The sequence below is a fragment of the Enterococcus rivorum genome, assembly GCF_001742285.1.
In the GTDB taxonomy this organism is placed as follows: domain Bacteria; phylum Bacillota; class Bacilli; order Lactobacillales; family Enterococcaceae; genus Enterococcus_L; species Enterococcus_L rivorum.
Map to the genome: position 1 here is coordinate 41632 of NZ_MIEK01000011.1, position 26978 is coordinate 68609.

29 protein-coding genes, 1 other RNA gene and 2 pseudogenes are annotated in these 26978 nt (G+C 35.2%); 25 read left to right on the forward strand and 7 right to left on the reverse strand.

Annotated features, from left to right (window positions below; genetic code table 11):
* Positions 1 to 17: 17 nt before the first annotated feature.
* The 4 genes from BCR26_RS17940 (at position 18) to BCR26_RS04875 (ending at position 3137) form a co-directional block, all read left to right on the forward strand.
* Positions 18 to 632, forward strand: a complete 615-nt coding sequence (locus tag BCR26_RS17940; protein ID WP_084387022.1) for a hypothetical protein — start codon at positions 18 to 20, stop codon at positions 630 to 632.
* Between the two features lie 29 nt (positions 633 to 661).
* A complete protein-coding gene (locus BCR26_RS17945) occupies positions 662 to 1546 on the forward strand; it encodes a hypothetical protein (RefSeq protein ID WP_139124884.1) in 885 nt (294 codons plus the stop codon).
* 30 nt (positions 1547 to 1576) lie between these two features.
* The gene (locus BCR26_RS18480; RefSeq protein ID WP_169818856.1) at positions 1577 to 1753 is read left to right on the forward strand and encodes a hypothetical protein; all 177 of its coding nucleotides are present in this window, start codon (positions 1577 to 1579) and stop codon (positions 1751 to 1753) included.
* A 178-nt stretch (positions 1754 to 1931) separates the two neighbouring features.
* Positions 1932 to 3137 carry an aminoacyltransferase gene (locus BCR26_RS04875; RefSeq protein ID WP_069697856.1) on the forward strand — a complete coding sequence of 402 codons (1206 nt, stop codon included), beginning with the start codon at positions 1932 to 1934 and terminating at the stop codon, positions 3135 to 3137.
* 38 nt (positions 3138 to 3175) lie between these two features.
* Here BCR26_RS04875 and BCR26_RS04880 read toward each other — a convergent pair whose 3' ends face one another.
* Together BCR26_RS04880 and BCR26_RS04885 are read right to left on the reverse strand one after the other, a co-directional pair.
* Complete coding sequence (locus BCR26_RS04880; RefSeq protein ID WP_069697857.1) at positions 3176 to 3946, reverse strand: DeoR/GlpR family DNA-binding transcription regulator; 771 nt, start codon at positions 3944 to 3946, stop codon at positions 3176 to 3178.
* Positions 3947 to 3967: 21 nt separating this feature from the next.
* On the reverse strand, positions 3968 to 4729 hold the full coding sequence (locus BCR26_RS04885; RefSeq protein WP_069697858.1) for a hypothetical protein: 762 nt from the start codon (positions 4727 to 4729) through the stop codon (positions 3968 to 3970).
* 192 nt (positions 4730 to 4921) lie between these two features.
* Between BCR26_RS04885 and ulaG the strand changes: the two genes are divergently transcribed.
* The 16 genes and pseudogenes from ulaG to BCR26_RS04970 all read left to right on the forward strand — a co-directional run bounded on the left by ulaG (position 4922) and on the right by BCR26_RS04970 (position 19311).
* Positions 4922 to 5986 (forward strand): L-ascorbate 6-phosphate lactonase, encoded by a 1065-nt coding sequence (gene ulaG / locus BCR26_RS04890; RefSeq protein ID WP_069697859.1) that lies wholly within the window; start codon positions 4922 to 4924, stop codon positions 5984 to 5986.
* Between the two features lie 19 nt (positions 5987 to 6005).
* Entirely contained in the window at positions 6006 to 6464 is a 459-nt protein-coding gene (locus BCR26_RS04895; RefSeq protein WP_069697860.1) for a PTS sugar transporter subunit IIA, read from the forward strand.
* Positions 6465 to 6479: 15 nt separating this feature from the next.
* Complete coding sequence (locus BCR26_RS04900; RefSeq protein ID WP_245341912.1) at positions 6480 to 7958, forward strand: PTS ascorbate transporter subunit IIC; 1479 nt, start codon at positions 6480 to 6482, stop codon at positions 7956 to 7958.
* Between the two features lie 19 nt (positions 7959 to 7977).
* Positions 7978 to 8277, forward strand: coding sequence for a PTS sugar transporter subunit IIB (locus BCR26_RS04905; protein ID WP_069697861.1), 300 nt, complete (start codon positions 7978 to 7980; stop codon positions 8275 to 8277).
* A gap of 82 nt (positions 8278 to 8359) precedes the next feature.
* A complete protein-coding gene (locus BCR26_RS04910) occupies positions 8360 to 8998 on the forward strand; it encodes a 3-keto-L-gulonate-6-phosphate decarboxylase UlaD (protein ID WP_069697862.1) in 639 nt (212 codons plus the stop codon).
* Positions 8999 to 9004: 6 nt separating this feature from the next.
* Positions 9005 to 9865: an L-ribulose-5-phosphate 3-epimerase gene (locus BCR26_RS04915; protein WP_069697863.1), complete on the forward strand. Its 861-nt coding sequence runs from the start codon at positions 9005 to 9007 to the stop codon at positions 9863 to 9865.
* A complete protein-coding gene (locus BCR26_RS04920) occupies positions 9855 to 10565 on the forward strand; it encodes an L-ribulose-5-phosphate 4-epimerase (protein ID WP_069697864.1) in 711 nt (236 codons plus the stop codon). The genes BCR26_RS04915 and BCR26_RS04920 overlap by 11 nt, the downstream gene beginning before the upstream one ends.
* A 637-nt stretch (positions 10566 to 11202) precedes the next feature.
* A pseudogene (locus BCR26_RS04925) lies at positions 11203 to 12518 on the forward strand (APC family permease).
* A gap of 563 nt (positions 12519 to 13081) precedes the next feature.
* Positions 13082 to 14053, forward strand: a complete 972-nt coding sequence (gene comGA, locus BCR26_RS04930; protein WP_069697865.1) for a competence type IV pilus ATPase ComGA — start codon at positions 13082 to 13084, stop codon at positions 14051 to 14053.
* Positions 14007 to 15053 (forward strand): competence type IV pilus assembly protein ComGB, encoded by a 1047-nt coding sequence (gene comGB / locus BCR26_RS04935; protein WP_069697866.1) that lies wholly within the window; start codon positions 14007 to 14009, stop codon positions 15051 to 15053. The genes comGA and comGB overlap by 47 nt, the downstream gene beginning before the upstream one ends.
* Positions 15050 to 15328: a competence type IV pilus major pilin ComGC gene (gene comGC / locus BCR26_RS04940; protein WP_069697867.1), complete on the forward strand. Its 279-nt coding sequence runs from the start codon at positions 15050 to 15052 to the stop codon at positions 15326 to 15328. Before comGB ends, comGC begins: the two co-directional genes overlap by 4 nt.
* A complete protein-coding gene (comGD, locus tag BCR26_RS04945) occupies positions 15258 to 15773 on the forward strand; it encodes a competence type IV pilus minor pilin ComGD (RefSeq protein ID WP_245676917.1) in 516 nt (171 codons plus the stop codon). Before comGC ends, comGD begins: the two co-directional genes overlap by 71 nt.
* A 263-nt stretch (positions 15774 to 16036) precedes the next feature.
* Entirely contained in the window at positions 16037 to 16522 is a 486-nt protein-coding gene (gene comGF, locus BCR26_RS04955) for a competence type IV pilus minor pilin ComGF (RefSeq protein WP_069697869.1), read from the forward strand.
* Entirely contained in the window at positions 16506 to 16847 is a 342-nt protein-coding gene (comGG, locus tag BCR26_RS04960) for a competence type IV pilus minor pilin ComGG (RefSeq protein WP_069697870.1), read from the forward strand. Before comGF ends, comGG begins: the two co-directional genes overlap by 17 nt.
* A gap of 244 nt (positions 16848 to 17091) precedes the next feature.
* Positions 17092 to 18099, forward strand: a complete 1008-nt coding sequence (locus tag BCR26_RS04965) for a class I SAM-dependent methyltransferase (protein ID WP_069697871.1) — start codon at positions 17092 to 17094, stop codon at positions 18097 to 18099.
* Positions 18100 to 18123: 24 nt separating this feature from the next.
* On the forward strand, positions 18124 to 19311 hold the full coding sequence (locus BCR26_RS04970; RefSeq protein WP_069697872.1) for an acetate kinase: 1188 nt from the start codon (positions 18124 to 18126) through the stop codon (positions 19309 to 19311).
* A 150-nt stretch (positions 19312 to 19461) separates the two neighbouring features.
* Here the strand turns inward: BCR26_RS04970 and BCR26_RS04975 are convergent, their stop codons facing one another.
* From BCR26_RS04975 to BCR26_RS04990, 4 genes are all read right to left on the reverse strand, one after another.
* Complete coding sequence (locus BCR26_RS04975; RefSeq protein WP_069697873.1) at positions 19462 to 19938, reverse strand: universal stress protein; 477 nt, start codon at positions 19936 to 19938, stop codon at positions 19462 to 19464.
* A 94-nt stretch (positions 19939 to 20032) separates the two neighbouring features.
* Positions 20033 to 20311, reverse strand: a complete 279-nt coding sequence (locus BCR26_RS04980) for a hypothetical protein (protein ID WP_069697874.1) — start codon at positions 20309 to 20311, stop codon at positions 20033 to 20035.
* Between the two features lie 152 nt (positions 20312 to 20463).
* Positions 20464 to 20656, reverse strand: a non-coding RNA gene (gene ssrS / locus BCR26_RS04985) — 6S RNA.
* Between the two features lie 62 nt (positions 20657 to 20718).
* Positions 20719 to 22008, reverse strand: a complete 1290-nt coding sequence (locus tag BCR26_RS04990; RefSeq protein WP_069697875.1) for a replication-associated recombination protein A — start codon at positions 22006 to 22008, stop codon at positions 20719 to 20721.
* A 124-nt stretch (positions 22009 to 22132) separates the two neighbouring features.
* Here BCR26_RS04990 and BCR26_RS04995 point away from each other — a divergent pair.
* The 5 genes and pseudogenes from BCR26_RS04995 to BCR26_RS05015 all read left to right on the forward strand — a co-directional run bounded on the left by BCR26_RS04995 (position 22133) and on the right by BCR26_RS05015 (position 25636).
* Positions 22133 to 22835 (forward strand): annotated as a pseudogene (locus tag BCR26_RS04995) (DNA-3-methyladenine glycosylase).
* Positions 22771 to 23259 (forward strand): DUF3013 family protein, encoded by a 489-nt coding sequence (locus BCR26_RS05000; RefSeq protein WP_069697877.1) that lies wholly within the window; start codon positions 22771 to 22773, stop codon positions 23257 to 23259. The pseudogene BCR26_RS04995 and the gene BCR26_RS05000 overlap by 65 nt, the downstream one beginning before the upstream one ends.
* Before the next feature lie 12 nt (positions 23260 to 23271).
* Positions 23272 to 24219 (forward strand): 50S ribosomal protein L11 methyltransferase, encoded by a 948-nt coding sequence (prmA, locus tag BCR26_RS05005; RefSeq protein ID WP_069697878.1) that lies wholly within the window; start codon positions 23272 to 23274, stop codon positions 24217 to 24219.
* A 1-nt stretch (position 24220) separates the two neighbouring features.
* Positions 24221 to 24973, forward strand: coding sequence for a 16S rRNA (uracil(1498)-N(3))-methyltransferase (locus BCR26_RS05010; protein ID WP_069697879.1), 753 nt, complete (start codon positions 24221 to 24223; stop codon positions 24971 to 24973).
* A 9-nt stretch (positions 24974 to 24982) separates the two neighbouring features.
* Positions 24983 to 25636 carry a beta/alpha barrel domain-containing protein gene (locus BCR26_RS05015; RefSeq protein ID WP_069697880.1) on the forward strand — a complete coding sequence of 218 codons (654 nt, stop codon included), beginning with the start codon at positions 24983 to 24985 and terminating at the stop codon, positions 25634 to 25636.
* Between the two features lie 1072 nt (positions 25637 to 26708).
* Here BCR26_RS05015 and BCR26_RS18735 read toward each other — a convergent pair.
* Positions 26709 to 26978, reverse strand: a 270-nt coding sequence (locus tag BCR26_RS18735; RefSeq protein ID WP_211272284.1) for a hypothetical protein, incomplete at its 5' end; no start/stop codon positions are given.

A 26978-nucleotide genomic window follows, 5' to 3' on the forward strand; every position in this document is an offset into this window, starting at 1 on the left:
CATAAGGAGGAATGAAAATGATTATACAGTTGGTAATTAGTAGTATCCTATTGATGATTGTAATAGGTTGGTATTTAACAAGTAAGAAATTTAAGTTAGAAAAAAAGCAGAAAACAATTCTCGTGACACTCTTTTTATTGATTCAAGTAATTAATGCAGGATTTATTTGGCTTTTTTTACCAAGTAAATCGTTATTTAATTATCTTTTAAGCAATATTTTTCTAGGGATTATTGGTATTGGAATTATAAGTCTACTTGAAAATTTAGAATCTGTTCAAATAAGTGGAAAAGGAAGAAGAAGTACTGCCAGTTTTAAATTTAGTAAATTGTTAGTTACATTCGTTTTGGCTCTATTTTTATTATTTGGTGCTTCTTTTGGTTATGACATTTATAGTAAAAAACAAGTCTATAAAACCTTGAACTTGGTAGAAGGAACAGACACACCAGAGTTGGATAAAGACGATACACCAGTTACGATTCCACCAAAAACAGTACGAAATAAAATGAAGAAATCAATGAACCAATTTGATAACCAGCAATTTTATAATCTGGGGGAGTTACAAGTCCAAAAAGTGGATGGAGAAGTTGTTTATATTGCTCCATTAGAATTTAAAGGTTTTTTAATTGGTTGAAAGGTGAAAGTTCTGAAGGATATTTAAAAATGTCAGCGACAGACGTTTATGAACAACCTGTTCCCATAAAAAATAAAATGACCTATATACCATCAGCTTATTTTTCTAAAGATGTAGAGCGTAAAATTTATTTTGCAACAGCAACTTATAAATCAATTGGAACTCCGCAATTGGAAATAGATGATGATGGACATGCTTTTTACGTTCAAACCTTGTACAAACCAAGGGGCTTATCTGAAAATCCTAATTACCGAAAAATTAAGATTGCTGTTTTGGATACAGTCGATGGAAAAGTGAATGTTTACGATTTGAAAGATGTTCCTAAGTTTATTGATGCACCAATCTCTCCAGAAATGGCTAGTGAGTTGAATAGTGTTTATGGAAAATATCAACTAGGTTGGCTAAACAGCAAGTTGTCGAAAAAAGGGGTTAAACTAGCTACTGAAAATGGAACGGAAGATGATGTGACACCTATATTTAACGAAAAAGGTGAAATGCTCTACTTTACTGATTTTACGTCTCCTTCTAGTTCTGATGATTCAGCAATCGGCTATTCATTTATCAATGCGCGAACTGGAGAATTAACTTATTATAGCAAGAAAAACATGATGGATAGCGAAGGACTGTTAGCTTTGGTTAATCTTGTTTATCCAGAGAAAAAGTTAAAAGGGAATATGCCCCTCCTTTATAATATTGATGGGGTTCCTACATGGGTTGTTTCAATGCTGGATAAAAATGGGATTTTCAAAAAAATAGCGTATGTTAATGCAACAGACAGTGATATTTTAGCGATGGAAGATACAGTCCAACAAACGTTACAAACCTATCGAGTGAAGCTGCAGGAAAAAAATGTAAATGCGAAGCCTACTTCCGAAGTGACTGAAGTAGAGGTGACAGGGACTGTCCAACGGTGAACTGCGCCAATCACAACCTCTGAAACAACAATGATTAAATTTGTTTTGGATAACGGACTATTATATATTGTAAATGAACGAGACTACGAAAATGCTGGATTTCTTGAAAAAGGAGACAAGGTTTCTTTCAATGCTAAGATGGTAGATAATAAAGTGCAGGGTTATGTAAGTGACTTCAAAATTGAAGGGTTCGAGATAAAAAAATAAAATTTGATTGCTAGTTGCTAAATACATTTTCAGGAAGGAGAATTAAGAACGTATTCTGTGATTTAGCTAAAGAGAGCAAACTTTAGTGAAAGGCGGCGTGCGTTTTTCTATTTATTCACATATAAAAAAACAACTGTGATAGAATGTTTAATATGAAGTTTTGAACAGGAGTGTAGGTATGTACAAATTTGAAATAGGAATTGCTGCTGAAGAACATGATGCATTTGTGGCGAATCATGCACTATGTAATTTATTGCAGTCTTCTTCTTGGGCAAAAGTGAAAGATAATTGGGATTCAGAAATTATTGGTGTGTATCAAGCGGGAAAATTAGTTGCTTCCAGTTTGGTATTGATTCGGTTATTGCCATTTAAATTGACTATGCTGTATACCCCCAGAGGGCCTGTTCTGGATTATAATGATGCATCATTAGTAGCTTTTTTCATGAAAGAATTGAAGCATTATGCTAAGAAAAAACGAGCTCTCTTTGTTAAAATGGATCCTACAGTTCACTATCGAGATTTTCAACTGGGAGAAAAAGTGGACTTAAATCCATGTGCGGAAGACGCCGTTAATTCTATAATAAAAGCTGGTGCTCAACATCAAGGATTAGCTATGGAAATGAGTGCTACGATTCAGCCACGCTTTCAAGCCAATATCTACAAGGAAGATTTTAGCCATGAGCAATTGTCTAAAAGTACCAAAAAGATGATTAATCAGGCAAAAAAGAGGGGCGTAACTATCCGTATTGGACGTGAAAAATTAATCCCAGAATTTTTCAAAATGATTGAATTGACGACAGAACGACAAAAAATATCATTAAGAAATAAGGACTATTTTGAAAAATTACTGTCTATTTATCCAAATAATTCATTTATAATGCTAGCAGAAGTGAACTTAAAAGAGCGATTTGCTGAAACCAAACAGCGTTATGAAAAGAATAAAGAAAACTTACAGAATTTGAAAGAAAATCAAGTCAAGAAAAAGCATAATTTAGAAGAACTGGATGCTTCTTTATCAAGAGAACTTAAAGAATTACAACAAAACATAGCTATTTCAGGAGAAAAGGCTGTTGTTGCTGGAACCTTATCTATTACGTTTGGGACTACAAGTGAGATTTTGTACGCGGGAATGGATGAAAGTTATAAAAGATATATGCCAGCGTACTTTGTTTGGTTTGAGACAATTCAAGAATGTTTTTCTAGGGGATGTCTGAGCTGTAATATGGGTGGGGTAGAAGGTAATCTTAATGATGGTTTAATTAAATTTAAAGCGAACTTCAATCCCACTATTAATGAATTTATTGGTGAATTTGATTTGCCAGTTAATCATCTGTTATTTGGTCTTAGTAAGTTTGCCTACAAATTAAAAAAAGAAGTATTTTAGAGGGAATAATTACTATTTACCTCAAATACTTCTTTTTTTTATCCTTCAACTTGAATTACTTGTACCCCTTGTTTTTCAATTTCTCTAACAACTTCTAACGGGGCAAAGCTATCAGTAATCAAGTAATTAATATCTTTAATGCTTCCACTGGTGAAATTAGAAGAAAAGCCAATTTTTCGGTAATCTGCTACAACCACCACTAAGCCATTTGTCCGTTCAATAATCAATGAGTTGATTTTTGCTTCGTGCAGCACTGGAGTAGTAATGCCGTTTTCTAAGCTGAGTCCAGAACAACCGATAATCGAGATGTCAGATGACATTTTTGAAAAGGAATCAATCGCGATATCGCCAACTAATGCTTCTTTAGGAAAACGAATTTCTCCTCCTGAAAGAATAACGGTAGAGTTTGGGTTATGATCTAAATTGGCTACTTTGACATTATTTGAGACGATAGTTACACGCTTATTTCCTAAATATTTTAAAGCAGATAACGCAGTAGAGCCAGTATTGGTAAAAAGAGTGTCTCCTTCTTTTACCAATTCAGCGGCTTTTTTGGCGATTGCATTTTTCAATTCTTCAATTTCCTCGTTGTAATCTTCAATGCCTGTTTTTTGAACAGCGCTGGCTTTACCATGCTCACGGTGAACAAGACCCATTTTTTCTAAAGCGGTTAAATCCCTGCGAATGGTTATTTCCGAGACTTCAAGTTTTTCACTAATTTCTTTTACTAGCAGTGTTTGTCTTGATTTTTTTAATAAGTTAACCAGTTTTTCTCGTCTTTTCTGTATTGTTTTCTGCGAACTTTTCATTAAAAAACCTCCTTTTTACAATTAAAGTTGAGTAATCGCAAGTGTATTTCCAATTTTCTTCATTTCTTTTATCATTCTGAATCCTTCTGATTTTTTTTCTAAACGAAACAGACATTGCGCTTTCATGTAGAGAATATAAGTTAATTCCCTATTATTTAAATAAGTAGTATCAATTGAATGGAACGTATCATAACTTTTCTTATTTCTATTTTGAGCAAAATAATTTACTCCGTCAATTTCATTCCAAGTAAACAAGCCACGTAGTTGTTTTTTATTTGTATTCTTAAGTTTGCTGATTTTATTTAGTACTTCATTAAGCTTATCAAAATCATTGAGAAAAAAGAAGCACTGCATTTGAGTATGATAATAAATAAACAGATAATCTAAAGTTGATCTGAAGAAAGAGTCATTTTTTTTCAAATGATCTAAACAATCAGAGTATTTTGCTTCATCTAGCAGTAGTAATGCATCAAAAATAACCAGCGATTTTTTGAAACCGTGAAATAGGTCTTTTTTTTGTAATTTTTCTTTTAATCTTTTGGCACTATCAATATCACATTCTACAGTTAAAGCATAGATCATTTTTTCATAAATCATTTTTAAGTATTCAAAAAGACAAACAATAGCAAAAACGCTTAGTCCGACTACCCCAAAAATAGCTTTTGATGCAAAGCCCTCAGCAGTTTTAACTAGATAGAAAATGTACATCAAAAATAAAAGAAAAATAATCCACCAAAAAACTTTTTTTCCTAAGCGAAAACTTTTCCAAATCATTTTTTTCATGATAATCACCTCATCGCTACTATATCATAATTCTTTTTTTATGAACATTAAATAATTAAATTCAATCTTAAAAATATGTATAAGTGCATATTCGGTCTTAAAAAGTTATAAATGAACTTAAAAATAGATTGAAAACGATTTATTTTATTGTAGAATGAAATTGTAATTGATAAATGGAATGGAGGAATATGAATGGTCACAATCAATGATGTTACAAAAGAAAGTTGGATTTTAGCAACATTTCCAGAATGGGGAACGTACCTGAATGAAGAGATTGAGACAGAACAAGTAAAAGTAGGAACTGTCGCAATGTGGTGGCTAGGATGTACAGGAATTTGGTTAAAATCCCATGAAGGCACAAATATTCTTTGTGATTTATGGTGTGGTACAGGTAAAAGAACTCATGGAAATGGAAAAATGAAAAAAGGACATCAAATGATGCGTATGAGCGGTTGTGAAAATATGCAGCCTAACTTGAGAACACAGCCATTTGTGATTGATCCATTTGAAATAAAAAATGTGGATGCTTTAGTCGTTACACATATTCATTCTGATCATTTAGACATTAATACAGCCGCTGCAGTTCATCAAAATTGTCCAGAAGCAAAATTCGTTGGGCCTAAAGAAGTGGTAAATACATGGTTGAAGTGGGGAATTCCTGAAGAAAAAACGATCATTGTTAAGCCGGGAGATCGTGTGAAAATTAAAGATGTAGAGGTAGTTGCTTTAGAAGCATTCGATCGAACAGCTTTAGTTACTTGCGAAGACCCTGAAGTGACCTTAAAAGGAAAACTGCCACAAGAGATGGATCTAATTGCAGTGAATTATTTATTTGAAACGACAGGAGGAAATATTTACCACGCTGGCGATTCACATTACTCTAATTTATTTGCAAAACATGGCAATGAATACAAAATTGATGTTTGCTTAGGTGCATATGGAGAAAATCCAAGAGGGATAACCGACAAAGTGACTTCTGTTGACATGTTAAGAATGGCAGAATCGTTGAATGCCAAAGTAGTAATTCCCGTTCATTATGATATTTGGGCAAACTTTATGGCTGATCCAAAAGAAATAACTGAGCTATGGAATTTCAAAAAAGATCGCTTAGAGTATAAATTTAAACCATTTATTTGGCAAGTTGGCGGAAAATTTACGTATCCTAATGATAAGGACAAATTAGAATTTAATTTTTACCGTGGATTTGAGGATGTTTTTACAACAGAAAATGATACGCCGTTTCCATCATTCTTATAGGAAAGGAGCTACAAACCGAATGTTAAACTATTTTTATGATAATGATCTTATTCGTTTTTGTTCAGAAACCCCTAGTACGTGGCAAGAAGCTGTAAAAATCAGCTGTCAAACATTGCTGGAAAAAGAAATAATCAATCAGAAATATGTGGATGAAATTATTGAGTGTGTCCAAAAGTATGGACCTTATATTGTAATCGTACCTGGAGTTGCGATGCCTCACTCATCTGAAGATAGTGAAGGTGTTTTTGGGACAGCTATTTCCTTTACAAAAATGAATGACTCGGTTGTTTTTGAAGAAGGCAATCCAGAAAAAAATGCACAATTATTCTTTACTTTAGCAGCTAAAAATAGTGAAGAGCATGTAGAAAATATTTCTAAATTATCAGAGATGCTAATGACTGAAGGATTAATTGAAGCCTTAATGGAAGTAACGACGATGGAAGAGTATCAGAAAGTTATGGACACTTTCGACATCTAGAAAGAAGGGGAAAAAATGAATCAGATTTTAGATTTTTTATTGGGGATTTGGGACTATTTTGCTGCAAATATTTTAACGCAACCAGCTTTTCTTATTGGATTTATTGTTCTTTTAGGATACATGCTATTGAGGAAACCACTTTATGAAAGTATTGCCGGATTTTTAAAAGCAACCGTTGGTTACCTCATTTTAACGGTAGGTTCTGGTGGATTGGTCAATAATTTCCGACCGATTCTGGTGGGGTTAAAAGAACGATTCAATTTAGATGCAATGGTGATTGATCCCTATTTTGGACAAAATGCAGTAACCGCAGGAATTGAAGAGACGTTTGGCAGAACTTTTAGTGACACAATGATCTTATTATTGATTGCTTTTGTGATGAATATACTATTGGTTCGCTTTAAAAAATATACGAAACTTCGTGCAGTCTTTACAACGGGGAATGTTCAAATTCAGCAGGCAGCAACAGCTTTTTGGATTTTGCTATTTTGTTTCCCTGATTTAGGACAAATTCAAATCCTTCTGATAATGGGTCTAATTTTGGGTTGTTATTGGGCAGTAGGTTCTAATTTGACCGTAGATATTACGCAAGAATTAACGGAAGGAGCAGGCTTTGCGATTGCCCATCAACAAATGTTTGGTGTCTATATATTTGCTAAACTTTCTGAAAGAATGAAAAAAGACAAAAATAATCGCAAACTTGAAGATGTACAATTACCAGGCTTCCTATCAATTTTTAATGAGAATATGGTAGCTACCTCCATATTGATGCTGTTTTTCTTTGGCATTATTTTAGTTGTACTAGGACCAGAATACTTGATTCAAGCAGAATTCATGGTAGAAGGACAAAGTTTCTTCTTTTATATTTTACAAACAGCACTTTATTTTGCAGTTTACTTAGCGATTTTACAGCTAGGTGTTCGGACTTTCGTTTCAGAATTGACAGAATCCTTCCAAGGAATTTCTAATACTTTACTTCCAGGAGCGGTTCCAGGAATTGATGTGGCAGCAACATTTGGTTTTGGTTCACCTAATGCAGTGACTATTGGCTTTCTATTCGGTGCGTTAGGTCAGTTTATTACGATTGGATTGTTGATTTTATTCAAATCCCCAACGATTGTTATTGCAGGATTTATTCCACTTTTCTTCGATAATGCAGTAATTGCCGTTTTTGCTAACAACCGTGGTGGGTTCAAAGCAGCATGTATTTTCCCATTCATTTCAGGGATTATTCAAGTATTAGGTTCAGCATTAATTGCAACCTTTATCGGACTTTCCCAATACGGAGGATATATCGGAATGTTTGACTGGGCGACAGTTTGGCCAATTATTACATTAGCAATGAAATTCTTAGGCTATTTTGGGATTGCCGCAGTGGTAGTAGCGTTATTAGCAATTCCTCAATTACAATATCGAGCAAATCCAGAGGGATATTTCTTAATTACAGAAGATTATGATGAATATGTAAAGAAAATGGCTGCAAAAGAAGCTTAAATAATAAGGAGGAAGAAAGATGAGAGTTTTAGTATCGTGTGCAAATGGCTCAGGAACAAGCTTAATGATGAAAAAAAGTGTGGAAAAAGCCTTGAAGGAATTAGGCTTTAACATTACAAACATCCATCACTGTGCGATTTCAGAAGGAAAAAGTACAGCTAGTCAGTATGATGTCGTTTTTTGTCCCATGAATTTTTTGAATATGTTTGAAGCCGCTCAGAAAAAAGGAATTACAGTCGTAGGGGTCAAAAACGTTATGTCAGCGAAAGAAATTAGTGAACGAGTACAAGAAACAAATTTAGCAGAACGATTTAAATAGAATAGTCCAAGATAGAAAAGAGTAGCACTGAAAGTAGGTGGTTTTCTTTTCTATCTAATTGATAGATGGAGGCAAATGAAAAATGGGAATTCCAAATTTACAAGTCGCATTAGATCATTCCAACTTGCCCAGTGCAATTGCAGATGTGGTGGCTGTTGGGGAAGTAGTAGATATTATCGAAGTAGGTACAATTTTATGTTTACAAGCAGGTGAAGAAGCAGTTAAATGTATGCGAGCTTTGTATCCTAAAAAGACAATTGTTGCAGATACCAAATGTGCAGACGCTGGAGGAACGGTAGCGAAAAATTGCCGGGAAGCAGGAGCTGACTGGATGACTGTTATCTGCTGTGCAACGATTCCAACAATGAAAGCAGCAGCCAAAGAAGTAAGCGAAGTTCAAGTTGAGCTATATGGTGATTGGACATATGAACAGGCTCAAAAATGGCTGGACGCAGGTATTTCACAAGCCATTTATCATCAAAGTCGTGATGCGTTGTTGGCAGGTGAAACATGGGGAGAAAAAGATTTATCTAAAGTGAAAAAATTAATTGAAATGGGGTTCAGAGTGTCTGTAACAGGAGGCTTGGATGTAGAAACATTGAAATTATTTGAAGGCGTAGCTGTTTATACGTTTATCACTGGTCGAGGAATCACTGCTGCGGAAGATCCGAAAGCCGCTGCACAAGCTTTTAAGGATGAAATTGATCGTATTTGGGGGTAGTAACAAGTGACTACACTAGGAATATATGAAAAAGCATTACCGAAAGATATAAGTTGGAAAGAACGATTATTACTAGCAAAAAAGCTAGGCTTTGATTTTGTTGAAATGTCTATTGATGAAACAGATGAGCGCTTAGCTCGATTGGACTGGACTAGCGAAGAACAAAAAGTAGTTATTGATGCCATCCATGAAACAGGGATTAAAATATTGTCAATTTGTTTGAGTGGTCATCGCCGTTTTCCTTTTGGTTCACGTGACAACCAAAAACGAGAACAGGCATTAACTTTAATGGAAAAAGCAGTGACGCTAGCATCAAATCTTGGCGTTCGAACCATACAATTAGCTGGTTATGACGTATATTACGAAGAAAAAAATCTAGCAACAAGAGAGTATTTTATAGAAAATTTAAAAGAAGCAGTTGCGATGGCATCAGCCAAAGAAGTTGTCTTGTCTATTGAAATTATGGATGATCCATTTATGAACTCCATCTCAAAGTATCTAAATATTAAAGAACAAATTCGTTCGCCTTATCTACAAGTTTATCCAGACTTAGGTAATTTATCTGCTTGGCCAGAAAATGATGTTGGTCATGAATTGGAAAAAGGAATTGATCAAATTTCAGCTATTCATTTAAAAGATACTTTAGCAGTAACCGATAATTTTGAAGGGAAGTTCAAGGAAGTTCCTTTTGGTACGGGCTGCGTTGATTTCTCCGGCTGTTTGAAAACCTTGAAAAGATTAAACTACAACGGTCCTTTTCTAATTGAAATGTGGAGCGAAACAAGTGATAACCCCGAGAAAGAAATCCAGCAGGCGAAGGACTTTTTATTCCCTTATTTAAAGGAGGCAGGTTATCTTGAACCGTAGTCAGTTAGTTGGAGAAATGAAAAAACGTGTTTTTGAAGCAAATTTATTATTACCAAAAGTTGGGCTTGTCAAACTTACGTGGGGGAATGTTAGTGAAATCAATCGTGAAATCGGCGCAATTGTCATTAAACCTAGTGGTGTTCCTTACGCTGAAATGAAGGTAGAAGACATGGTTGTGACCAATTTAGAAGGTGACGTAGTAGAAGGAACAATGAAACCATCATCAGATTTAGCGACCCATGTTGAGCTTTACAAAGCTTTTTCCAAAATTCAATCTGTTGTTCATACACATTCCAAAAATGCGGTCATGTGGGCACAAGCGGGGCGCGCAATTCCAGCCTATGGCACAACCCATGCTGATACGTTTTATGGAGAAGTTCCTTGCACAAGGCAGTTAACGAACGAAGAAGTGGAAAAAGCTTACGAAAAAGAGACAGGTAAGGTTATTATTGAAACTTTTGCAGAAAATAAACTGGACCCTTTAGCTACTCCAGGAGTCTTAGTTTATGGGCATGGACCTTTTACGTGGGGGGAAACACCTCAAAAAGCAGTTGAAAATGGTATCGTTTTAGACGAAATTGCTGACATGGCAAGTATGACAGAGGTAATAAATGAAAATTGTCAATCCATTCCTGATTATTTATTGGACAAGCATTACTTTAGAAAACATGGCGCAACGGCTTATTATGGGCAAAAATAGTGAGTTGAAGTATTAAGTTAACAAAATTAATAATGACATACTAGGTTGACTTAAGGTGTCTTAAGAAGAGTTGATAGAGGTTAGAGAATTTATACTAGCCTATGTCAACTCGTTTTTTATCGTTGACTGTGTGGGTACCACGTAGTTTATAATGAAATAAACTTAGAGAAGGAGAAAGAGATCATCGACTATTTGACAATAAACCAATTATCTAATTTGTTAGAGCCAACGAATATATAGAGTTCGGTATTACGAAAAAATAGGATTGCTAATCCCTGCATATACTGAAGATAAGGGCTAAAATTTTATGAGAAAAAAATTTATCGCTTAGACCAAATATTATTATTGAGAAAGTTTATTTTTTCAATTAATAAAATTTGAAGGAGTCTATTAGATAAGGAGTCGTACAAACAATCATTTGAAAAAAGTTTAAATCATTTAGAATCCGAACGACAAGCAATAAAACGAGCTGAAAAAGAATACTTAAAACTGCTACCAAACTAAGCGTTTATGTTTTTTATCATTTAGAATCCATAGTTAGCTAAGTAAGTAACTTTTTCTACTATGAATTTGGACTTGAAAAAGTTATACTATAAAAATAGTTTTTATTTTTGTGATTTTTGAAAAGGGGATTTATGTGGAGAAGAATCAGTTAAAAAGGGAAATTTCATTACTTGGAGCATTTGCTACCGTTATGGGAACAGTGATTGGTGCCGGTGTTTTTTTAAAGCAGCAACCGTAGTGAGTTATGCTCAATCGGCAAGTTTAACCATCTTTGCTTGGATTTTAGGTGGTGTTTTGACTATTTGTGCAGGACTTACTAGCGCAGAGTTGGCAACGGCGATTCCTAAGACAGGTGGGGCAATCAAGTATATTGAGTATACCTATGGAAAATTACCAGGATTTTTATTAGGTTGGGCGCAAAGTATTATTTATTTTCCCGCCAATATTGCAGCCCTATCAATTATTTTTAGTACCCAATTTATTCATCTATTTCATTTTTCAGATGATTTTTTACTGCCTGTAGCGATAGGAACAGGGCTAACAGTGACTATTATCAATCTATTAGGAACAAAAATAGCAGCAAATGTGCAATCATTTACTTTAATTGTAAAAATGATTCCTATCATAGTAATAGTAGTTGCAGGTCTTTTCATGCCAGCTACAACAGAAGTCTCTCTTTTTCCAGTAGTTGCTGGAAAGAATGTCGGGTTTATCCAAGGCCTAAGTGGTGCTCTTTTAGCAACTATGTTTGCATATGACGGTTGGTTGGGTGTTGGAAATGTTGCTGGTGAGATGAAACGACCAGAAAAAGATTTACCTAAAGCAATTGTTTTTGGCTTATTGTTTATAACTGGAATCTATGCACTCATCAATTTTGTCTTCTTAAAAACATTACCTATAGAAGCAATTGCAGGAAATAAAAATGCAGCTTCTGATGCATCGACAATAATTTTTGGATTAATTGGTGGAAAAATAGTAACCATTGGGATTTTAATTTCTGTTTATGGTGCTTTAAACGGCTACACAATGACAGGAATTCGTGTTCCTTATGCTTTAGCATTAGAAAAGATGATTCCGTTTAGTGGTTATTTTTCTAAACTATCGAAGCGATTTACTGTTCCTTATGTTGCTGGACTATTCCAATTTTTTATCGCTGTGGTAATGATGTTTCTAGGAACGTTTGACTTGTTAACAGATATGTTAGTTTTTGTGATGTGGCTTTTTAGTATACTTATTTTTCTGGCTGTATTTATTTTGAGAAAGAGAGAACCTGATCTACTTAGACCCTATAAAGTTCCTTTTTACCCGGTGATTCCGATTGTAGCAATTATAGGTGGCTTGTTTATTCTAGTTACCACATTGTTTACACAGCCATTTCTTGCATTGACAGGAATTTTGATTACATTATTAGGAGTTCCAGTTTATTTCTTTCAACAAAGCAAAGCTTAAAAAGCTATCTTCTTGATAAGCAACGTAATTTGAACTTTATCGACTTTGTGAAAAAAGTGTCATTTTTTTGATTAAGTAATAAAATAGACGCTTGTGAGTAAAGGGAAAATAATTAATTGAATAAGCGATGAATAAATCTTGTTTTAAAAATAAAATAATTTTTATAAGTATATTGTAAGTCTTATTCCAATAAGTTTGGTATAATAGAAGAGATCTAAGTCTTTGTCTTAAGATAAAGCAGAATCTCTTGCCTGACCCTTTCAGGTGAGAGACTTTTTTTCTCAAAAATTTTAGAAATATTGATAAAAGTTGAAAAGTATTCTCACAAAAATTCTAGTATAATGTAATTATCAAAGAGATATACTATTTTGGGGAAGATAGTGCATCAAAACTCTTAATAAAATGGGAAATGCTGATTTTTCAACGTTTCCTATTTTTTTTTGCTTTAAATATGTAAAATGACTAACAAAACGTAGCTAAAGGCTATGAGTTGTTGGTCATTTTTTTATTTTTCGCAGAATTCCAGAAAAAACGCGTATTTCCTATTAAGGAGGGCAAAAACAATGGCTGTAAAAAAAATATCTCAAGAGCTGATTGAGTGGGGAGTAAAGAACCACGCACAAGATTTATATGTTTTACCTAGTGAAGAGAAGTTTATTGTTTCTTTCCGCTATGATCAGGAAAAAGTAGTTTATAAAGAACTAGAAAAAGAACTAGGTGAGAAATTAATTTTTCATTTTAAATTTATCGGAGGGATGGATGTTGGAGAAAAAAGAAAAACGCAAATTGGAGCAGCTACCTATCGAATAGCAGGGGTAGATAGAAGAATCAGGTTATCAACAGTTGGTGATTTTAGACAAAGAGAGAGCTTAGTTATACGTTTTCTACATTCTTTCGGCGAGAGCCCAGAACGATTTTTTTTGCCACAACAAATCCAAACGATTCAAAAGCAAATTAAGAAACGTGGCTTATATCTATTCTGTGGTCCTGTCGGCTCAGGAAAGACAACAACGATGTATAAGTTAGCAAAAGAAAGTGGAAAGAGTCGTCAAATTATCAGTGTAGAAGATCCAGTTGAAATAGAAGAAGAGAGCTTTCTTCAATTACAAACCAACCATAAAATTGAATTAACATATGACGCGTTGATTAAGCTATGTTTGAGACATCGACCAGATATTTTGATTATTGGTGAAATTAGAGATACTTCAACTGCCGAAGCAGCAATTCGCGCTGCTTTGACAGGACATAGAGTGTTTGCAACCTTACATGCCCGAAATGTAGCAGGTGTCTATGCACGACTACTTGAATTGGGAAGTCAAAAAAGAGAACTTTCAGAGTGTTTAAAAGGAATCATTTACCAAAGGATTCTTCCTTCTACTTTACAAATTGACGAAAAGTATCAAAATGCCATTTTATTTGATTACGATTTTTCAGGAGAACAAAAAAAGCAAACCAGATGGCAAGGTGTGCTAAGAAAGGCATGGACGTATGGTTTTATTACAAATCAGACATTTGCAGAGGAAGCAGAAACATAAGCTGTCAAAGCAACAACAACAGCATTTTATCCATCTATTATCCGACATGTTGCAGAATGGATTTACGATTTATGAAAGTTTTATTTTTATGAAAAAATCGGCTTCTTTTCCTGTGAAAACGATCCAACATATCATTGATGTCATGGAAAAAGGACTGTCCTTTGATTATAGTTTAGACGCGTTAGGATTTAATCAACAAGTGATTATCCAAATCCATTTGGCTCAAGCGCATGGGAACTTGGTTGATACTTTAAAAAAGCTTAACCAGCACCTTAAAGCCATGACCAAACAACAAAAAAGATTATATAAAGTACTAACTTATCCAATGCTGTTACTCTTATTTTTAATAGGTATAGTATTTTGTATGCGTCAATTTTTACTGCCTCAGCTTTTGTTAAATGAAAGTATTCAAAAAGACAACAGTGGCGTTCGATTTATTCAACAAAGTCCTTATTACTTAGTAGGATTTATCATCAGTAGCAGCTTGATTTATATACTGATTAAAGGAGTTCTTCACAAAAAAAGTGCATTAGAGAAAGCGTCATTTTTTGCTAAAGTACCTATTTTGAAACAATTTTATATGGAGTATGTTTCAGCTTTTTTTGCTCTAGAATGGGGGAAGTTATTTTATCAAGGGTTGGAAGCACGAACAATTATTCAGTTGATGAGTCACTCCAGCTATCAAACACTAATGAAGGAATTAGCTACTGAGACTGAAAAAGAACTAATAGAAGGAAAGGCATTGCATCAACAAATAGCAAGCTACCCTTTTTTTTCAGCAGAATTAGCTATGATTATTCAACAAGGGGAAGTGAAAGGGAATCTCGGGAAAGAATTAATTATTTATAGTGAATTATGCTGGAATCGTCTATTCCAAAGGATTGAAAAAGCGATTCAATGGATTCAACCAGTTATCTTTTTAGTCGTTGCTCTTCTAATTGTTAGTATTTATGCGGCGATGCTGCTACCAATTTATGGAAATATGGAGGAATATTTATGAGAAGGAAGAAAATGGATTTTAGAGCATTCACACTTTTAGAAATGTTAGTTGTACTATTAATTATTTCTGTTTTAATCTTACTTTTTGTACCTAATTTGTCTAAACATAAAGAAAGTGTTGATAAAAAAGGGAATGAGGCGATTGTCAAAATTGTTGAGACTCAGATGGATTTATATACCTTGGAAAAAAATACTACCGCAACAGTTGAGCAATTACTTTCAGAGAAATATATTACGCAAGATCAATACAATAAGTACATTAGTAGTCAAAAATAATAATGCCAAAGATTTTACACAAGGGTTCACACTATTAGAGTCACTGCTAGCTTTATCTGTCTGCTCTTTATTTTTATTATTGCCTACATTGGCAATTAATGAATGGCAGCAAGTATTACAGGTAGAGCAATTTTTTAATTCAGTTGAAAAAAATATTTTATTTACCCAGCAAATGGCGGTAGTTCAAAGTGTAGATACGAAGATTTTATTTTCTGAAGAAAAACAACTCATTGAATTTGTCACGCAGGAGGAGAAAAATGGACAGTTGGAGATTCCCGAAGCCATAATGGGAAGAGGACCTGGAAAAGTGACATTTAAAAAAATTACAGGGAATAATGGAGTACTTGGAAAATATGAGTTTGATTGGCCAGAAAAAAGACAACGAGTGGTATTTCAATTTCAATTGGGGAGTGGAAAATATGTCAAAAAAATCCTCTCATTGTAGAGGGTACATTTTTTTAGAAAGTCTAATTGCATTTACGCTAACTTGTTTTATTATAGGAAATTATTTCTCCTTGATGACATTTTTACTGAAAAGCAAACAGGAAAATTTTGATGAAATAACTTTGCGGAGAATACTTTATGAGGAGGTCAAACAATATGAGCATCATGGAGGGAGCCTGCAACGGCAAAGAACAATAAACAATCAAGAGTATGATATTACCTTTTCACTTAACGCTCAAAGACCTCTAAAAATGGAGATTACGAATGGAAAAAGAACATTTAAAATTGAGAAAGAATCAATTTAGAAAAACTAATCTTAAAGGGTTCACCTTATTGGAAAGTTTAGTAGCTTTAATGATGCTATCGCTAATTTTCCTCCTGTTCTTTTCAGTTTTAGAGAATTCCCAAGCTATTATAAAGCAATTAGAAACTAGTGAAGAAAAAGCATGGCATATATTTTTAATTCAACTAGAAAATGAGTTGGAAGGTTGTTCTATTGAAGAAGTGTATTCTAATAAGATTGGATTAAAAAAGAAACAAGCGAAACATTTAGTATGGATTGAAAACAAATTAGGAAAAATTGTTAAAGTTGAGAATGGAGGATACCAGCCTATGCTGATTAAAGTAAAAGAAGCTAGTTTTGATAAGAAAATGGCTAGTGTTGAAGTGACGGTTCTTTTTGAAAATAATCAGAAGTTTGTTGGCAGATGGAGCCTTATTGAGGAGAACAGGGATGAACAAACACTATAAAGGAGGCGTTCTATTAACCGCCTTGTTGTTTGTTCTGCTGTTTAGCTTTCTATTCACTTTGGTGGTCGAAGAGGCACGACTAACAAACCATTTTTCAATTAGAACAAAGGATTTTTATTCTGCAAAGATTATTTATAGTATGTTTTGTATCGAAATAAATCAAGAGCAACAACTATTAGCTAATACTGGTATGATTGAATATTCAGAAGGAAAACTCTCTTATAGACTGGAAGATGAGTATTTATTTATAGATATTACAGTGAACCAAAAAAAGTATCAATTCAAAAAAAAGTACACAGCAAATAAAAAAGACGAAAAAAGGTAATAAGAAGGCTAAGACGGTTACTAAACTTAATTTGTGAAATGTGTATCAAATTAATGAGTAATAGAACTGATACAGATGGAGTAAGAAGATTGAATAAGTTTTTGCTTCTTTTTTTGTTTGAATAAGTAAAGTCGCTACTTTGCAAATAATTATGATGAAATAGATTGATTATTTTCTTGTTTTTCGTTAAAATAGGACAGGTATGAAAATTGTTACATTATAGAGTAGAAAATGAGGTGTTATTTTGTTCTCTGAAAAAATGGAAAAAGCTTTCAATTTAATGGAACAAGCCATCGTTTTGTTAAAGCAATCGCTAGACACTTCTTTTTTAGATGCTTATATTGAAAATGGCGAAAATATAATTGATAATTATCAAGTGCGTGTCTTGGATGGTGAGCCAAACGAAGAAACTGTCAAACAGCTTGAAGTGGTCTACCAACAGCTAAAACAACTTGATTTAGATTCAGAAGAAATACGTCGTTTAACTCAGTTGATTTTGTTAAAAGGGAATAGAGAGGAAGCTTTACAAGCGAATCACCAGTTAACACCAGATAGCATTGGTTTTCTATTTGTCTATATCATAGAGCAGCTATATGGGAAAAAAGAACCACTAAGAATTCTGGATATTGCTTCTGGGATGGGGAATTTATTACTAACGCTTGTTTTGAATTTAAGAAAAGCAAAGTATGAAGTTCAAGGATATGGAGTGGATATTGACGATACCTTGTTATCCGTTTCTGCGACAAACAACGAGTGGACGGAATCGAACATCGAATTATTTCACCAAGATGGATTGCAAGAATTATTATTGGATCCTGTTGATGTTGCTATTAGTGATTTACCAGTTGGTTATTACCCAAATGATGAGAAGGCAAAGAACTTTGACTCAGCTGCTGAAGACACACATAGCTATGCCCATCATTTATTAATGGAACAAGCAATGAATTATGTAAAACCTGGCGGCTATGGGCTATTTTTAATTCCAAGTAATATTTTTGAAACAGAACAAGGCGGCTATTTTAAAAACTGGTTGCAAAAAAATGTCTTCTTACAAGGGATTATCCAGTTACCGGATGAACTATTCCAGTCTGAACACTCGAGAAAAAGTATCTTGCTTGTTCAAAACATAGGTAATAAGAGCAGCCAAGCAAAAGAAGTATTGGTAGTGAAGCTAGCTTCATTGAAAGATACTGAAAAAATCACTCAATTTTTTCAACAATTTGAGACTTGGAAGTCTTCAAATTTAAAATAAAACTTACTAACAAGGGAGAAACTTATGTCTAAAACAATTGCAATCAATGCGGGAAGTTCAAGTTTAAAATGGCAATTATATGAAATGCCAAGTGAAGCAGTAGTAGCAAAAGGGATCGTGGAAAGAATCGGACTAAATGATTCTATTTTTACGATTAAATACGGAGAAGACAAAAAATATGAAGAAGTGGTAGATATTAACGACCACGAATTAGCCGTTAAAATGCTTTTAGACAAATTAATTGAATTGAATATTTTATCTTCTTACGATGAAATCACAGGAGTTGGACACCGTGTGGTTGCTGGTGGAGAATATTTCAAAGATTCTACAATAATTGAAGGTGATGTTCTTGCGAAAATTGAAGAGTTAGCAGAATTAGCACCATTACACAATCCAGCAAATGCTATGGGAATTAAAGCATTCAAGAAAATTTTACCAGAAATTATTAGTGTTGCTGTTTTTGATACAGCTTTCCATACAACTATGCCAAAACATAACTATTTATATAGTATTCCAACTGAATACTATGAAAAATATTCAGCACGTAAATATGGTGCTCATGGAACAAGTCATAAATATGTTGCTGAACGTGCAGCAGAAATGCTTGGTCGTCCAATTGAAGAATTAAAAATCATTACTTGTCATTTAGGAAATGGCGCTTCAATTACAGCTGTAGATGGCGGGAAATCAGTTGATACATCAATGGGCTTCACTCCTCTAGCTGGTGTAACAATGGGTACTCGTTCTGGTGATATTGATCCATCATTGTTACCATACTTGATGAATAAACTTGGTTTGACGGATGTTCAAGAAATGATTGACATCTTAAATAAAAAATCTGGTTTACTTGGATTAACTGGTCTTTCAAGTGATATGCGCGATTTAGAAGCGAATATTGATAAAGAAGAGGTGCAAGTAGCTTATGATGTCTTTACTGATCGTATCCGTAAATATATCGGTAGCTATGTGACTGTTATGAATGGGGTAGATGCCATCGTGTTTACTGCTGGTATTGGCGAAAATGATGCTCACGTTCGTAGCGAAGTAATCAAAGGTATGACTTGGTTCGGTTGTGAAATCGATGCTGAGAAAAACAATGTTCGTGGCAAACAAACAACTATTTCAACGGAGGATTCAAAAGTTAAAGTATTTTTAATCCCAACGGATGAAGAGTTAATGATTGCTCGTGATGTAGAGCGTTTAAGAAAATAAGAAATGTTAAAAGCATTTGGAAACCTGTCAACATTCTGTTGACAGATTCCAGATGCTTTTTTATTTTCGGTTGGCGTATGCATTATAGTCAAAAAAATAGAGACCAGCTCCAGAGAGACAGTCCCTATTTCATCAATTATTCTAATCTGATTATTCCTCTTCTTTTTTGTCAGGAAGTTTATTTTCTAAATCTGTACGCACCACTAAAACATCACAAGCAGCATTGCGGATCACATAGTCTGAAACAGAGCCGATAAATAAGCGTTCTACAGCATTTAATCCTGTAGCACCTAACATGATTAAATCAACTTCATTAGTTTCAGGAATTTGTTTAGCAATAATCGATTTTGGTGAGCCGTATTCAATGACACTAGAAACTTTCTCGCAACCATAATCTTTCGCTTGTTTTTTATAATCTTCTAAGGTTTGCTTAGCCATTTCAGTTGCTTGTTCTGCTAACATTCCATCGAAAGAAGAAACAGATTGAAACGCTCGCGTGTCGATAACATGTGCTAAAAGTAATTCAGCATCATTTCTCATTGCAACGTTTACCGCTTTTTTAAAAGCTAATTCAGCCTCAGTTGATCCATCAACAGCTACCATGATTTTTTGATAATTTTGTAACATTATCCTCGCTCCCTTCAAACAAGTCAATTACTAATAATCTTTTATACTTTAATTGTAAAGCAATCTAATTAAAAAGGGAAATGAAATAAGTGAATCAATGAATCTTTTGAGCAAATAATAAACTGAATGTCGTTGAAAGAATTAGAATAAAGAAAATATAGCTAAGAGAAAAAATCGTTCGATTGAAAACAATAACCATGAGGCCTAAAACAGCTAAGAACAGGAAAATAGAGCTAAATTGTTTTAAAAATTGTTTGTTTTCGTTCTCCTTGTCTTTTTTCATTAGTATAGAAAGATTTTCTGGCTTTTTAAGCAAATAGGTTCCAACACCAAAAAGTAAACCGACAAACAAAACAAGTAATAATCTAATCATCGTTTCCTCCATAAAGTTGATAATAATAAAAAGGGGCTGTGGCATAACTATGCCCCAAGCCCCTAAAACTGAACAAACGGTGTTTCAGAAGCAGCGCTCTCGGAGCTAACCAATTCTGTCACAACCTCTGATTAAATAGTCATTAATAAAAGGTAAAATCCGTTGATGCCGTTACTCGTCCTATAGTATTGAACCCGCAATCTAGCAGGTGGGTTCCACGATCTAAGTATTGAACTACCAAATGAAAAGGCATGTTACCAACTTCGATACAAGAAGGATCCCAATATATTGATAAAAATGTTCGGTCAACACAGTGAAAGGACAACTCGCACATTACAGATTTACCATCTTTATAATAGCACATGAAAACAGAATCAGCAATGAGATTGCCTTAGAATGTAAACGGATTATTTTTTTCCGTTTCTTCCTTTTTTCCATTCTTTGATTCGGCTATATTGTTGGTGTAAAGCTTGCTCATACTTTCCAGTATCTATCGGCTGATAATAACTGGCATTTTTTATCTTATTGGGCAAGTATTGTTGATCTACCCAAGCATTATCAAAATTGTGAGGATACTGGTAACCAATCCCTCGATTCAATTCTTTTGCACCTGAGTAATGACTATCTCTCAAATGATCGGGAACATCGCCTGCTTTTCCTTCACGAATATCACTTAATGCAGCATCTATAGCAACAATGCCTGAATTGGATTTAGGAGACAGACAAAGATCAATCACTACAGTTGCTAGAGGAATTCTAGCTTCAGGAAAACCTAGTTTCTCAGCAGCTTGGACAGCAGTAACCGTTCTTGCAGCAGCAGCTGGGTTGCCTAAACCGATATCTTCATAGGCAACAACCATCAATCGCCGACAAATAATCGGTAAATCTCCTGCTTCTACTAAGCGAGCTAAATAATGAAGAGCAGCATCTACATCACTACCACGAATAGATTTTTGAAAAGCTGAAATTACATCATAATGAGCATCGCCATTTTTATCATGAGTCATAGCTTTTCGTTGTACACACTCTTCAATAATTTTTAAAGAGAGGACTATTTTCTTTTGTTCATTCTCTGGTGTTGACTTGACAGCTAATTCAAGACCATTTAAGGCACTGCGCAGGTCGCCATTTGTGGCTCTGGAAAGATGGAGAAGCGCTTTTTCTTCAAGAGCTACATCAAAATTTCCTAGTCCGCGTTCTTTATCAATCAGAGCTTCGTGAATGGCTTTTTGAATGTCTTCCTCTGATAAAGGTTTTACTTCAAAGATTTGCGTTCTACTGCGAATTGCGGGATTAATTGTAATATACGGATTTTCAGTGGTTGCTCCAATCATGATAATTCTACCACTTTCTAAATGGGGCAAAAGAAAATCTTGTTTTGTTTTATCTAGTCGATGGACTTCATCTAATAATAAGATAACAGTGCCGCTCATTTTTGCTTCTTCGGCGACAATTTGTAAGTCTTTTTTTGTGTCAGTCGCGGCATTTAACATGCGAAAAGCATAATTTGTTGAACCAGCAATTGCACTAGCAATACTTGTTTTTCCTGTGCCAGGAGGGCCGTATAGAATCATGGAAGACAGCATACGTGCTTCTACCATCCGACGAATTATTTTTCCTGAACCGACAAGGTGTTGCTGCCCCACGACTTCATCTAATGTTCTTGGACGCATGCGAAAAGCTAAAGGCTGTTGCATTGCCATCCTCCTTCCGTTTTTCTCTATTATACCATAAGGAACGTACATTCGTTTTTTTAGTTGAAATGTCTAATTAAATGGATAATGAAGGCTAAATCGTGTATCATAGATAGTGGTGAAAAAAATGAAGGAAACACTTGATTTTTTTAATACAAAGTCGACAGAAGAAATTGCTAAATACCTTTTAGGAATGTATTTAGAATATGAAACAGCTGAGGGGATTTTATCTGGTTACTTAGTAGATGTAGAAGCTTATCTTGGACCAGAAGATGAAGCTGCACATAGTTTTGGGATGAGAAAAACACCTCGCTTAAAAGCTATGTACGATAAACCTGGAACAATCTACCTATATACCATGCACACTCACCTAATTTTAAATATGGTAACGCAAGAGCAAGGGAAGCCTCAAGGTGTGATGATTCGTGGGTTGGAGCCTGTTGAAGGAATAAAAAAGATGGCAGAAAACCGCCGAGGAATAACAGGGGTAAATCTTTCCAATGGACCAGGCAAACTAGTTGCGGCTTTAGGACTCTCTAAAGAACTTTATGGACAATCCATTTTCAACAGTTCGTTAAAAATCATCCCTGAAAAACGAAAATACCCAAAGAAAATTCTAAGCTTGCCTCGTATTGGTATTCCCAACAAAGGAATTTGGACGGAGATGCCGTTACGTTATGTTGTAGCAGGAAATCCGTATGTTACAAAACAAAAGCAAGTAGCAATAGATAGAGAAACATTTGGCTGGAAGGAGAACAAATAAACATGAAAAAAGAAACAATGTTAACTTATTTAGACCAACGCTTAAACAAGGAGATTACAGAGTATGATGTAGCGCTTGATTGGGATACGAAAACTCATTCTATTGAAGTAATTGTCCGATTATTTGCAGAGAATAGCCAACAGGAAAAAATTGATGATATCGAAGGAACAGTCTCAGAAGAGGAAATTATTGAATTTGAAGATGGTATTCTTTTTTATAATCCTCAAAAACAAGAGGTAGATGCTGAAGAGTATTTAGCTGTCATTCCTTATGAAGGGAAAAAAGGGATGAAAAAATCGATTTTAGATGGTTTTGTTAGCTATCTTCATGAAGTGTTAATTGAAGGGCAAAGTGATTTGTTAGACTTTTTAACGGATGAGAACCAAGAAGTATTTGAATTAAAATGGTCTGATGAGGCTTTTCAACAGAGTGTAAAAAAATATGAAGAAAAGGATAGCAATACAATCTATATTGCTTATCCTAGCTATTAATGAGGTGCTTAAATGAAGTGGACAGAAGTAAAAGTTGAAACAGCCAGTGAAGCAGTAGAAGCAATTTCTAATATTATGATGGAAGCTGGTGCTAGTGGCGTCGCAATCGAGGATTCTTTAGATGTTGAGAATTTTAAAAGTGACATGTATGGGGAGCTGCTAGATAAAGAACAGTTTACCCATATAAAAGAGGGCGCTTTAGTGATGGCTTATTTCCCTGAAACAACGTTTTTACCAGAAATTATGCCGTTTATTGAAGAAAGTATTGCTCGTTTACCAGAATTTGGTTTAGCCATAGGGAAAAATGAAATGACTGTCAGTGAAGTGGCAGAAAGTGACTGGGCAACAGCATGGAAAAAATACTATCATCCAGTTCGCGTGACTCGTTACTTAACAATTGTTCCTAGTTGGGAAAAATATGAGTCGAAAGATGAGCTAGAAAAAATTATTACATTAGATCCAGGCATGGCTTTTGGAACAGGTACACATCCAACGACTAGATTAACCTTACAAGCTTTAGAGGTTGTTTTGCGTGGTGGCGAAATGGTGCTAGATGTAGGGACTGGCTCAGGGGTATTAAGTATAGCTAGTAAATATTTAGGCGCTCAAGAAGTTCATGCGTATGATTTAGATGAGGTTGCTGTTACTGCGGCTAAAGAAAATATGGATATGAATCCCGTTGCTCACGATGTTCATGTCTCAGCAAATGATCTTTTGAAAAATGTCACAATTGAAGCTGATGTTATTGTGGCGAATATTTTAGCGGATATTATTACCCTGATGATTGAAGATGCGTATCGTCTATTGAAAAACAGTGGAACTTTTATTGTTTCCGGAATTATTCAAGACAAAAAAGAAATGGTGTTGGATAAAATGGTAGAGGCAGGATTTATCGTAGATCAAATTTTCCAACAAGGAGATTGGTACGCGATTATTTTAAAGAAGACTGAGGAAGAGTAGCATGCAACGATATTTTTTGAAAGAGCCTTATGAACCTAAAGAATACTATGAGATCAAGGATGAGAATTATCATCATATCGTGCGAGTGATGCGAATGTCCGTTGGGGAACGAAATTTTCTGGTTTTTAACGATGGAATTGCTATTTTAGCAGAGATTATCACTATATCAGAAGAGTCCGTTGAATTAAAAGAAATTAGCAAAGAGAGCATGGAAAAAGAAATGCCTGTTCAAGTTACCGTTGCTTGCGGTTTCCCTAAAGGAGATAAGCTGGAATGGATTGTTCAAAAAGGTACGGAGCTTGGAGCCCATCAATTTATTGGGTTTCCAGCAAAGACCTCCGTTGTTAAGTGGGATCATAAAAAACGTGAAAATAAGGCGAAGCGACTACAAAAAATTGCAACAGAGGCGGCTGAGCAATCTCATCGACAAATCGTGCCGCAAGTTCATTTGTTCGACAAGGAACAAGCGCTAATCGATGGGTTTCCTAAGTATAGTCAAGTGATAGTTGCTTATGAAGAATCAGCGAAGCAAGGAGAAAAAGGAAATTTTGCTAAAGTATTAACGGCTTTAGGGACTGGGGACAATGTTTTAGTTATTGTAGGTCCAGAAGGTGGTTTTTCTGAAGCTGAAATAACTGATTTTCAAAATGCTGGAGCAATATTATGTGGATTAGGTCCACGAATTTTGCGGGCGGAAACAGCTCCCTTGTATGTGCTAAGCGCCATCAGCTATCAGCTCGAATTAGTCAAGTAGGAGGTTTTTATGGAGTTAGAATTAGAAAAATTTTCAGTGATGTTGTTAGATCCTACGTTAACAGATCAGATGTTGAAAGAAGAGCTTTTATTTATTAAACAATTTCCAATTCGGGCAGTTTTTGTCCTTCCATATCAAGTGAAGAGAGCAAAACAACTTTTGGCAGATTCACAAATTCAGATAGGTAGTTTTGTTGACTATCCTTTTGGAATGGGAACTGTTGCAAAAAAAGCCTTTGAAACGGGTCAATTATATCGAGACGGGGCAACCATTGTTCAAACAACATTTGAACCAGAAAATATGTTTATTGAGAAACATGTAAAGCAGACCTATGAAGCTTTAGAGCCCATTTCTTTTGGTGTAGGACGTTTAGGCTTGGTATTCAATACTCGTGAAATGTTAGAAGCTGAAAAAGAACGCTTATTTAAACAAATGATCCGTTTCAGTGTTAAGAATGTTTCTTTAGGAATGGATTTGCCAATTGAAGCAGCTATTTATGATCTTGGGATGTTTCGTTCAAGTGGTGGTGGTCGCGCAATTATTCAAATCAATGTAAAAGCACCAACGTTGTTAGATTTAGAATTGCTTTTTCAGGCAGGTGCTGACTACATAGGTATTAGTAATCCAAGAGAAGTTCTCCCTTTAATTGCCAAGTGGACTTAAGCAACAGGAATTGAAAAAAAGTGAAATTTTAGTATAATAGATATAGTTGAAAGTACTGCTGGTTTAAGTGGTACTTTCATTTTTTTAAAGTATAAACCTATAGTTAAAAGAATAAATATTATAAATGCAACCAATTTAGCTAACCACATTTAAAAAAAGTAACAAATTGAGACTAACGAACAAAGAACCTATAGTAAAAAAAAGAGCCTTTATCCTTCGAGCGAAGCGAGTTAGGAATAGAGGACATCGGACCTATAAGAAAAAGGAGTGCCTCTATCCTTCGAGCAAAGCGAGTTAGGAATAGAGGACATCGGACCCATAAGAAAAAGGAGTGCCTCTATCCTTCGAGCAAAGCGAGTTAGGAATAGAGGACATCGGACCTATAAGAAAAAGGAGTGCCTCTATCCTTCGAGCGAAGCGAGTTAGGAATAGAGGACATCGGACCTGCAAGAAAAAGGAGAGCCATTATTCTAGGAAGCAAAGCTGACGTAGAGATAATGGACATCGGACCTATAAGAAAAAGGAGTGCCTCTATCCTTCGAGCGAAGCGAGTTAGGAAAAGCGGACATCGGACCTGCAAGAAAAAGGAGAGCCATTATTCTAGGAAGCAAAGCTGACGTAGAGATAATGGACATCGGACCACCAAGGAGAAGGAGAGCCACTATCCTTCGAGAGAAGCGAGTTAGGAAAAGCGGACATCGGACCTGCAAGAAAAAGGAGAGCCATTATTCTAGGAAGCAAAGCTGACGTAGAGATAGCGGACATCGGACCACTAAGAAAAAGGAGAGCCACTATTCTAGGAAGCAAAGCTGACGTAGAGATAAAGGACATCGGACCACCAAGGAGAAGGAGAGCCACTATCCTTCGAGCGAAGCGAGTTAGGAATAGAGGACATCGGACCCATAAGGAAAAGGAGTGCCTCTATCCTTCGAGCGAAGCGAGTTAGGAATAGCGGACATCGGACCCATAAGAAAAAGGAGTGCCTCTATCCTTCGAGCGAAGCGAGTTAGGAATAGAGGACATCGGACCTGCAAGAAAAAGGAGAGCCACTTATTCTTACGAGTTTCACTCGTTAGAAATAATGGACATCGGACCACCAAGAAAAAGGAGTGCCACTATCCTTCGAGCGAAGCGAGTTAGGAAAAGCGGACATCGGACCTGCAAGAAAAAGGAGAGCCACTATTCTAGGAAGCAAAGCTGACGTAGAGATAGCGGACATCGGACCACTAAGAAAAAGGAGAGCCACTATTCTAGGAAGCAAAGCTGACGTAGAGATAAAGGACATCGGACCACCAAGGAGAAGGAGAGCCACTATCCTTCGAGCGAAGCGAGTTAGGAATAG

Excerpts from the sequence above, each read along its gene's own strand:
- BCR26_RS17940 (WP_084387022.1), top strand. The coding sequence starts at position 18 with ATGATTATACAGTTGGTAATTAGTAGTATCCTATTGATGATTGTAATA.
- BCR26_RS17945 (WP_139124884.1), top strand. The coding sequence starts at position 662 with ATGTCAGCGACAGACGTTTATGAACAACCTGTTCCCATAAAAAATAAA.
- BCR26_RS18480 (WP_169818856.1), top strand. The coding sequence starts at position 1,577 with ATGATTAAATTTGTTTTGGATAACGGACTATTATATATTGTAAATGAA.
- BCR26_RS04875 (WP_069697856.1), top strand. The coding sequence starts at position 1,932 with ATGTACAAATTTGAAATAGGAATTGCTGCTGAAGAACATGATGCATTT.
- BCR26_RS04880 (WP_069697857.1), bottom strand. The coding sequence starts at position 3,946 with ATGAAAAGTTCGCAGAAAACAATACAGAAAAGACGAGAAAAACTGGTT.
- BCR26_RS04885 (WP_069697858.1), bottom strand. The coding sequence starts at position 4,729 with ATGAAAAAAATGATTTGGAAAAGTTTTCGCTTAGGAAAAAAAGTTTTT.
- ulaG (WP_069697859.1), top strand. The coding sequence starts at position 4,922 with ATGGTCACAATCAATGATGTTACAAAAGAAAGTTGGATTTTAGCAACA.
- BCR26_RS04895 (WP_069697860.1), top strand. The coding sequence starts at position 6,006 with ATGTTAAACTATTTTTATGATAATGATCTTATTCGTTTTTGTTCAGAA.
- BCR26_RS04900 (WP_245341912.1), top strand. The coding sequence starts at position 6,480 with ATGAATCAGATTTTAGATTTTTTATTGGGGATTTGGGACTATTTTGCT.
- BCR26_RS04905 (WP_069697861.1), top strand. The coding sequence starts at position 7,978 with ATGAGAGTTTTAGTATCGTGTGCAAATGGCTCAGGAACAAGCTTAATG.
- BCR26_RS04910 (WP_069697862.1), top strand. The coding sequence starts at position 8,360 with ATGGGAATTCCAAATTTACAAGTCGCATTAGATCATTCCAACTTGCCC.
- comGA (WP_069697865.1), top strand. The coding sequence starts at position 13,082 with ATGGCTGTAAAAAAAATATCTCAAGAGCTGATTGAGTGGGGAGTAAAG.
- comGB (WP_069697866.1), top strand. The coding sequence starts at position 14,007 with ATGGTTTTATTACAAATCAGACATTTGCAGAGGAAGCAGAAACATAAG.
- comGC (WP_069697867.1), top strand. The coding sequence starts at position 15,050 with ATGAGAAGGAAGAAAATGGATTTTAGAGCATTCACACTTTTAGAAATG.
- comGF (WP_069697869.1), top strand. The coding sequence starts at position 16,037 with ATGGAAAAAGAACATTTAAAATTGAGAAAGAATCAATTTAGAAAAACT.
- comGG (WP_069697870.1), top strand. The coding sequence starts at position 16,506 with ATGAACAAACACTATAAAGGAGGCGTTCTATTAACCGCCTTGTTGTTT.
- BCR26_RS04970 (WP_069697872.1), top strand. The coding sequence starts at position 18,124 with ATGTCTAAAACAATTGCAATCAATGCGGGAAGTTCAAGTTTAAAATGG.
- BCR26_RS04975 (WP_069697873.1), bottom strand. The coding sequence starts at position 19,938 with ATGTTACAAAATTATCAAAAAATCATGGTAGCTGTTGATGGATCAACT.
- BCR26_RS04980 (WP_069697874.1), bottom strand. The coding sequence starts at position 20,311 with ATGATTAGATTATTACTTGTTTTGTTTGTCGGTTTACTTTTTGGTGTT.
- BCR26_RS04990 (WP_069697875.1), bottom strand. The coding sequence starts at position 22,008 with ATGCAACAGCCTTTAGCTTTTCGCATGCGTCCAAGAACATTAGATGAA.
- BCR26_RS05000 (WP_069697877.1), top strand. The coding sequence starts at position 22,771 with ATGAAAAAAGAAACAATGTTAACTTATTTAGACCAACGCTTAAACAAG.
- prmA (WP_069697878.1), top strand. The coding sequence starts at position 23,272 with ATGAAGTGGACAGAAGTAAAAGTTGAAACAGCCAGTGAAGCAGTAGAA.
- BCR26_RS05010 (WP_069697879.1), top strand. The coding sequence starts at position 24,221 with ATGCAACGATATTTTTTGAAAGAGCCTTATGAACCTAAAGAATACTAT.
- BCR26_RS05015 (WP_069697880.1), top strand. The coding sequence starts at position 24,983 with ATGGAGTTAGAATTAGAAAAATTTTCAGTGATGTTGTTAGATCCTACG.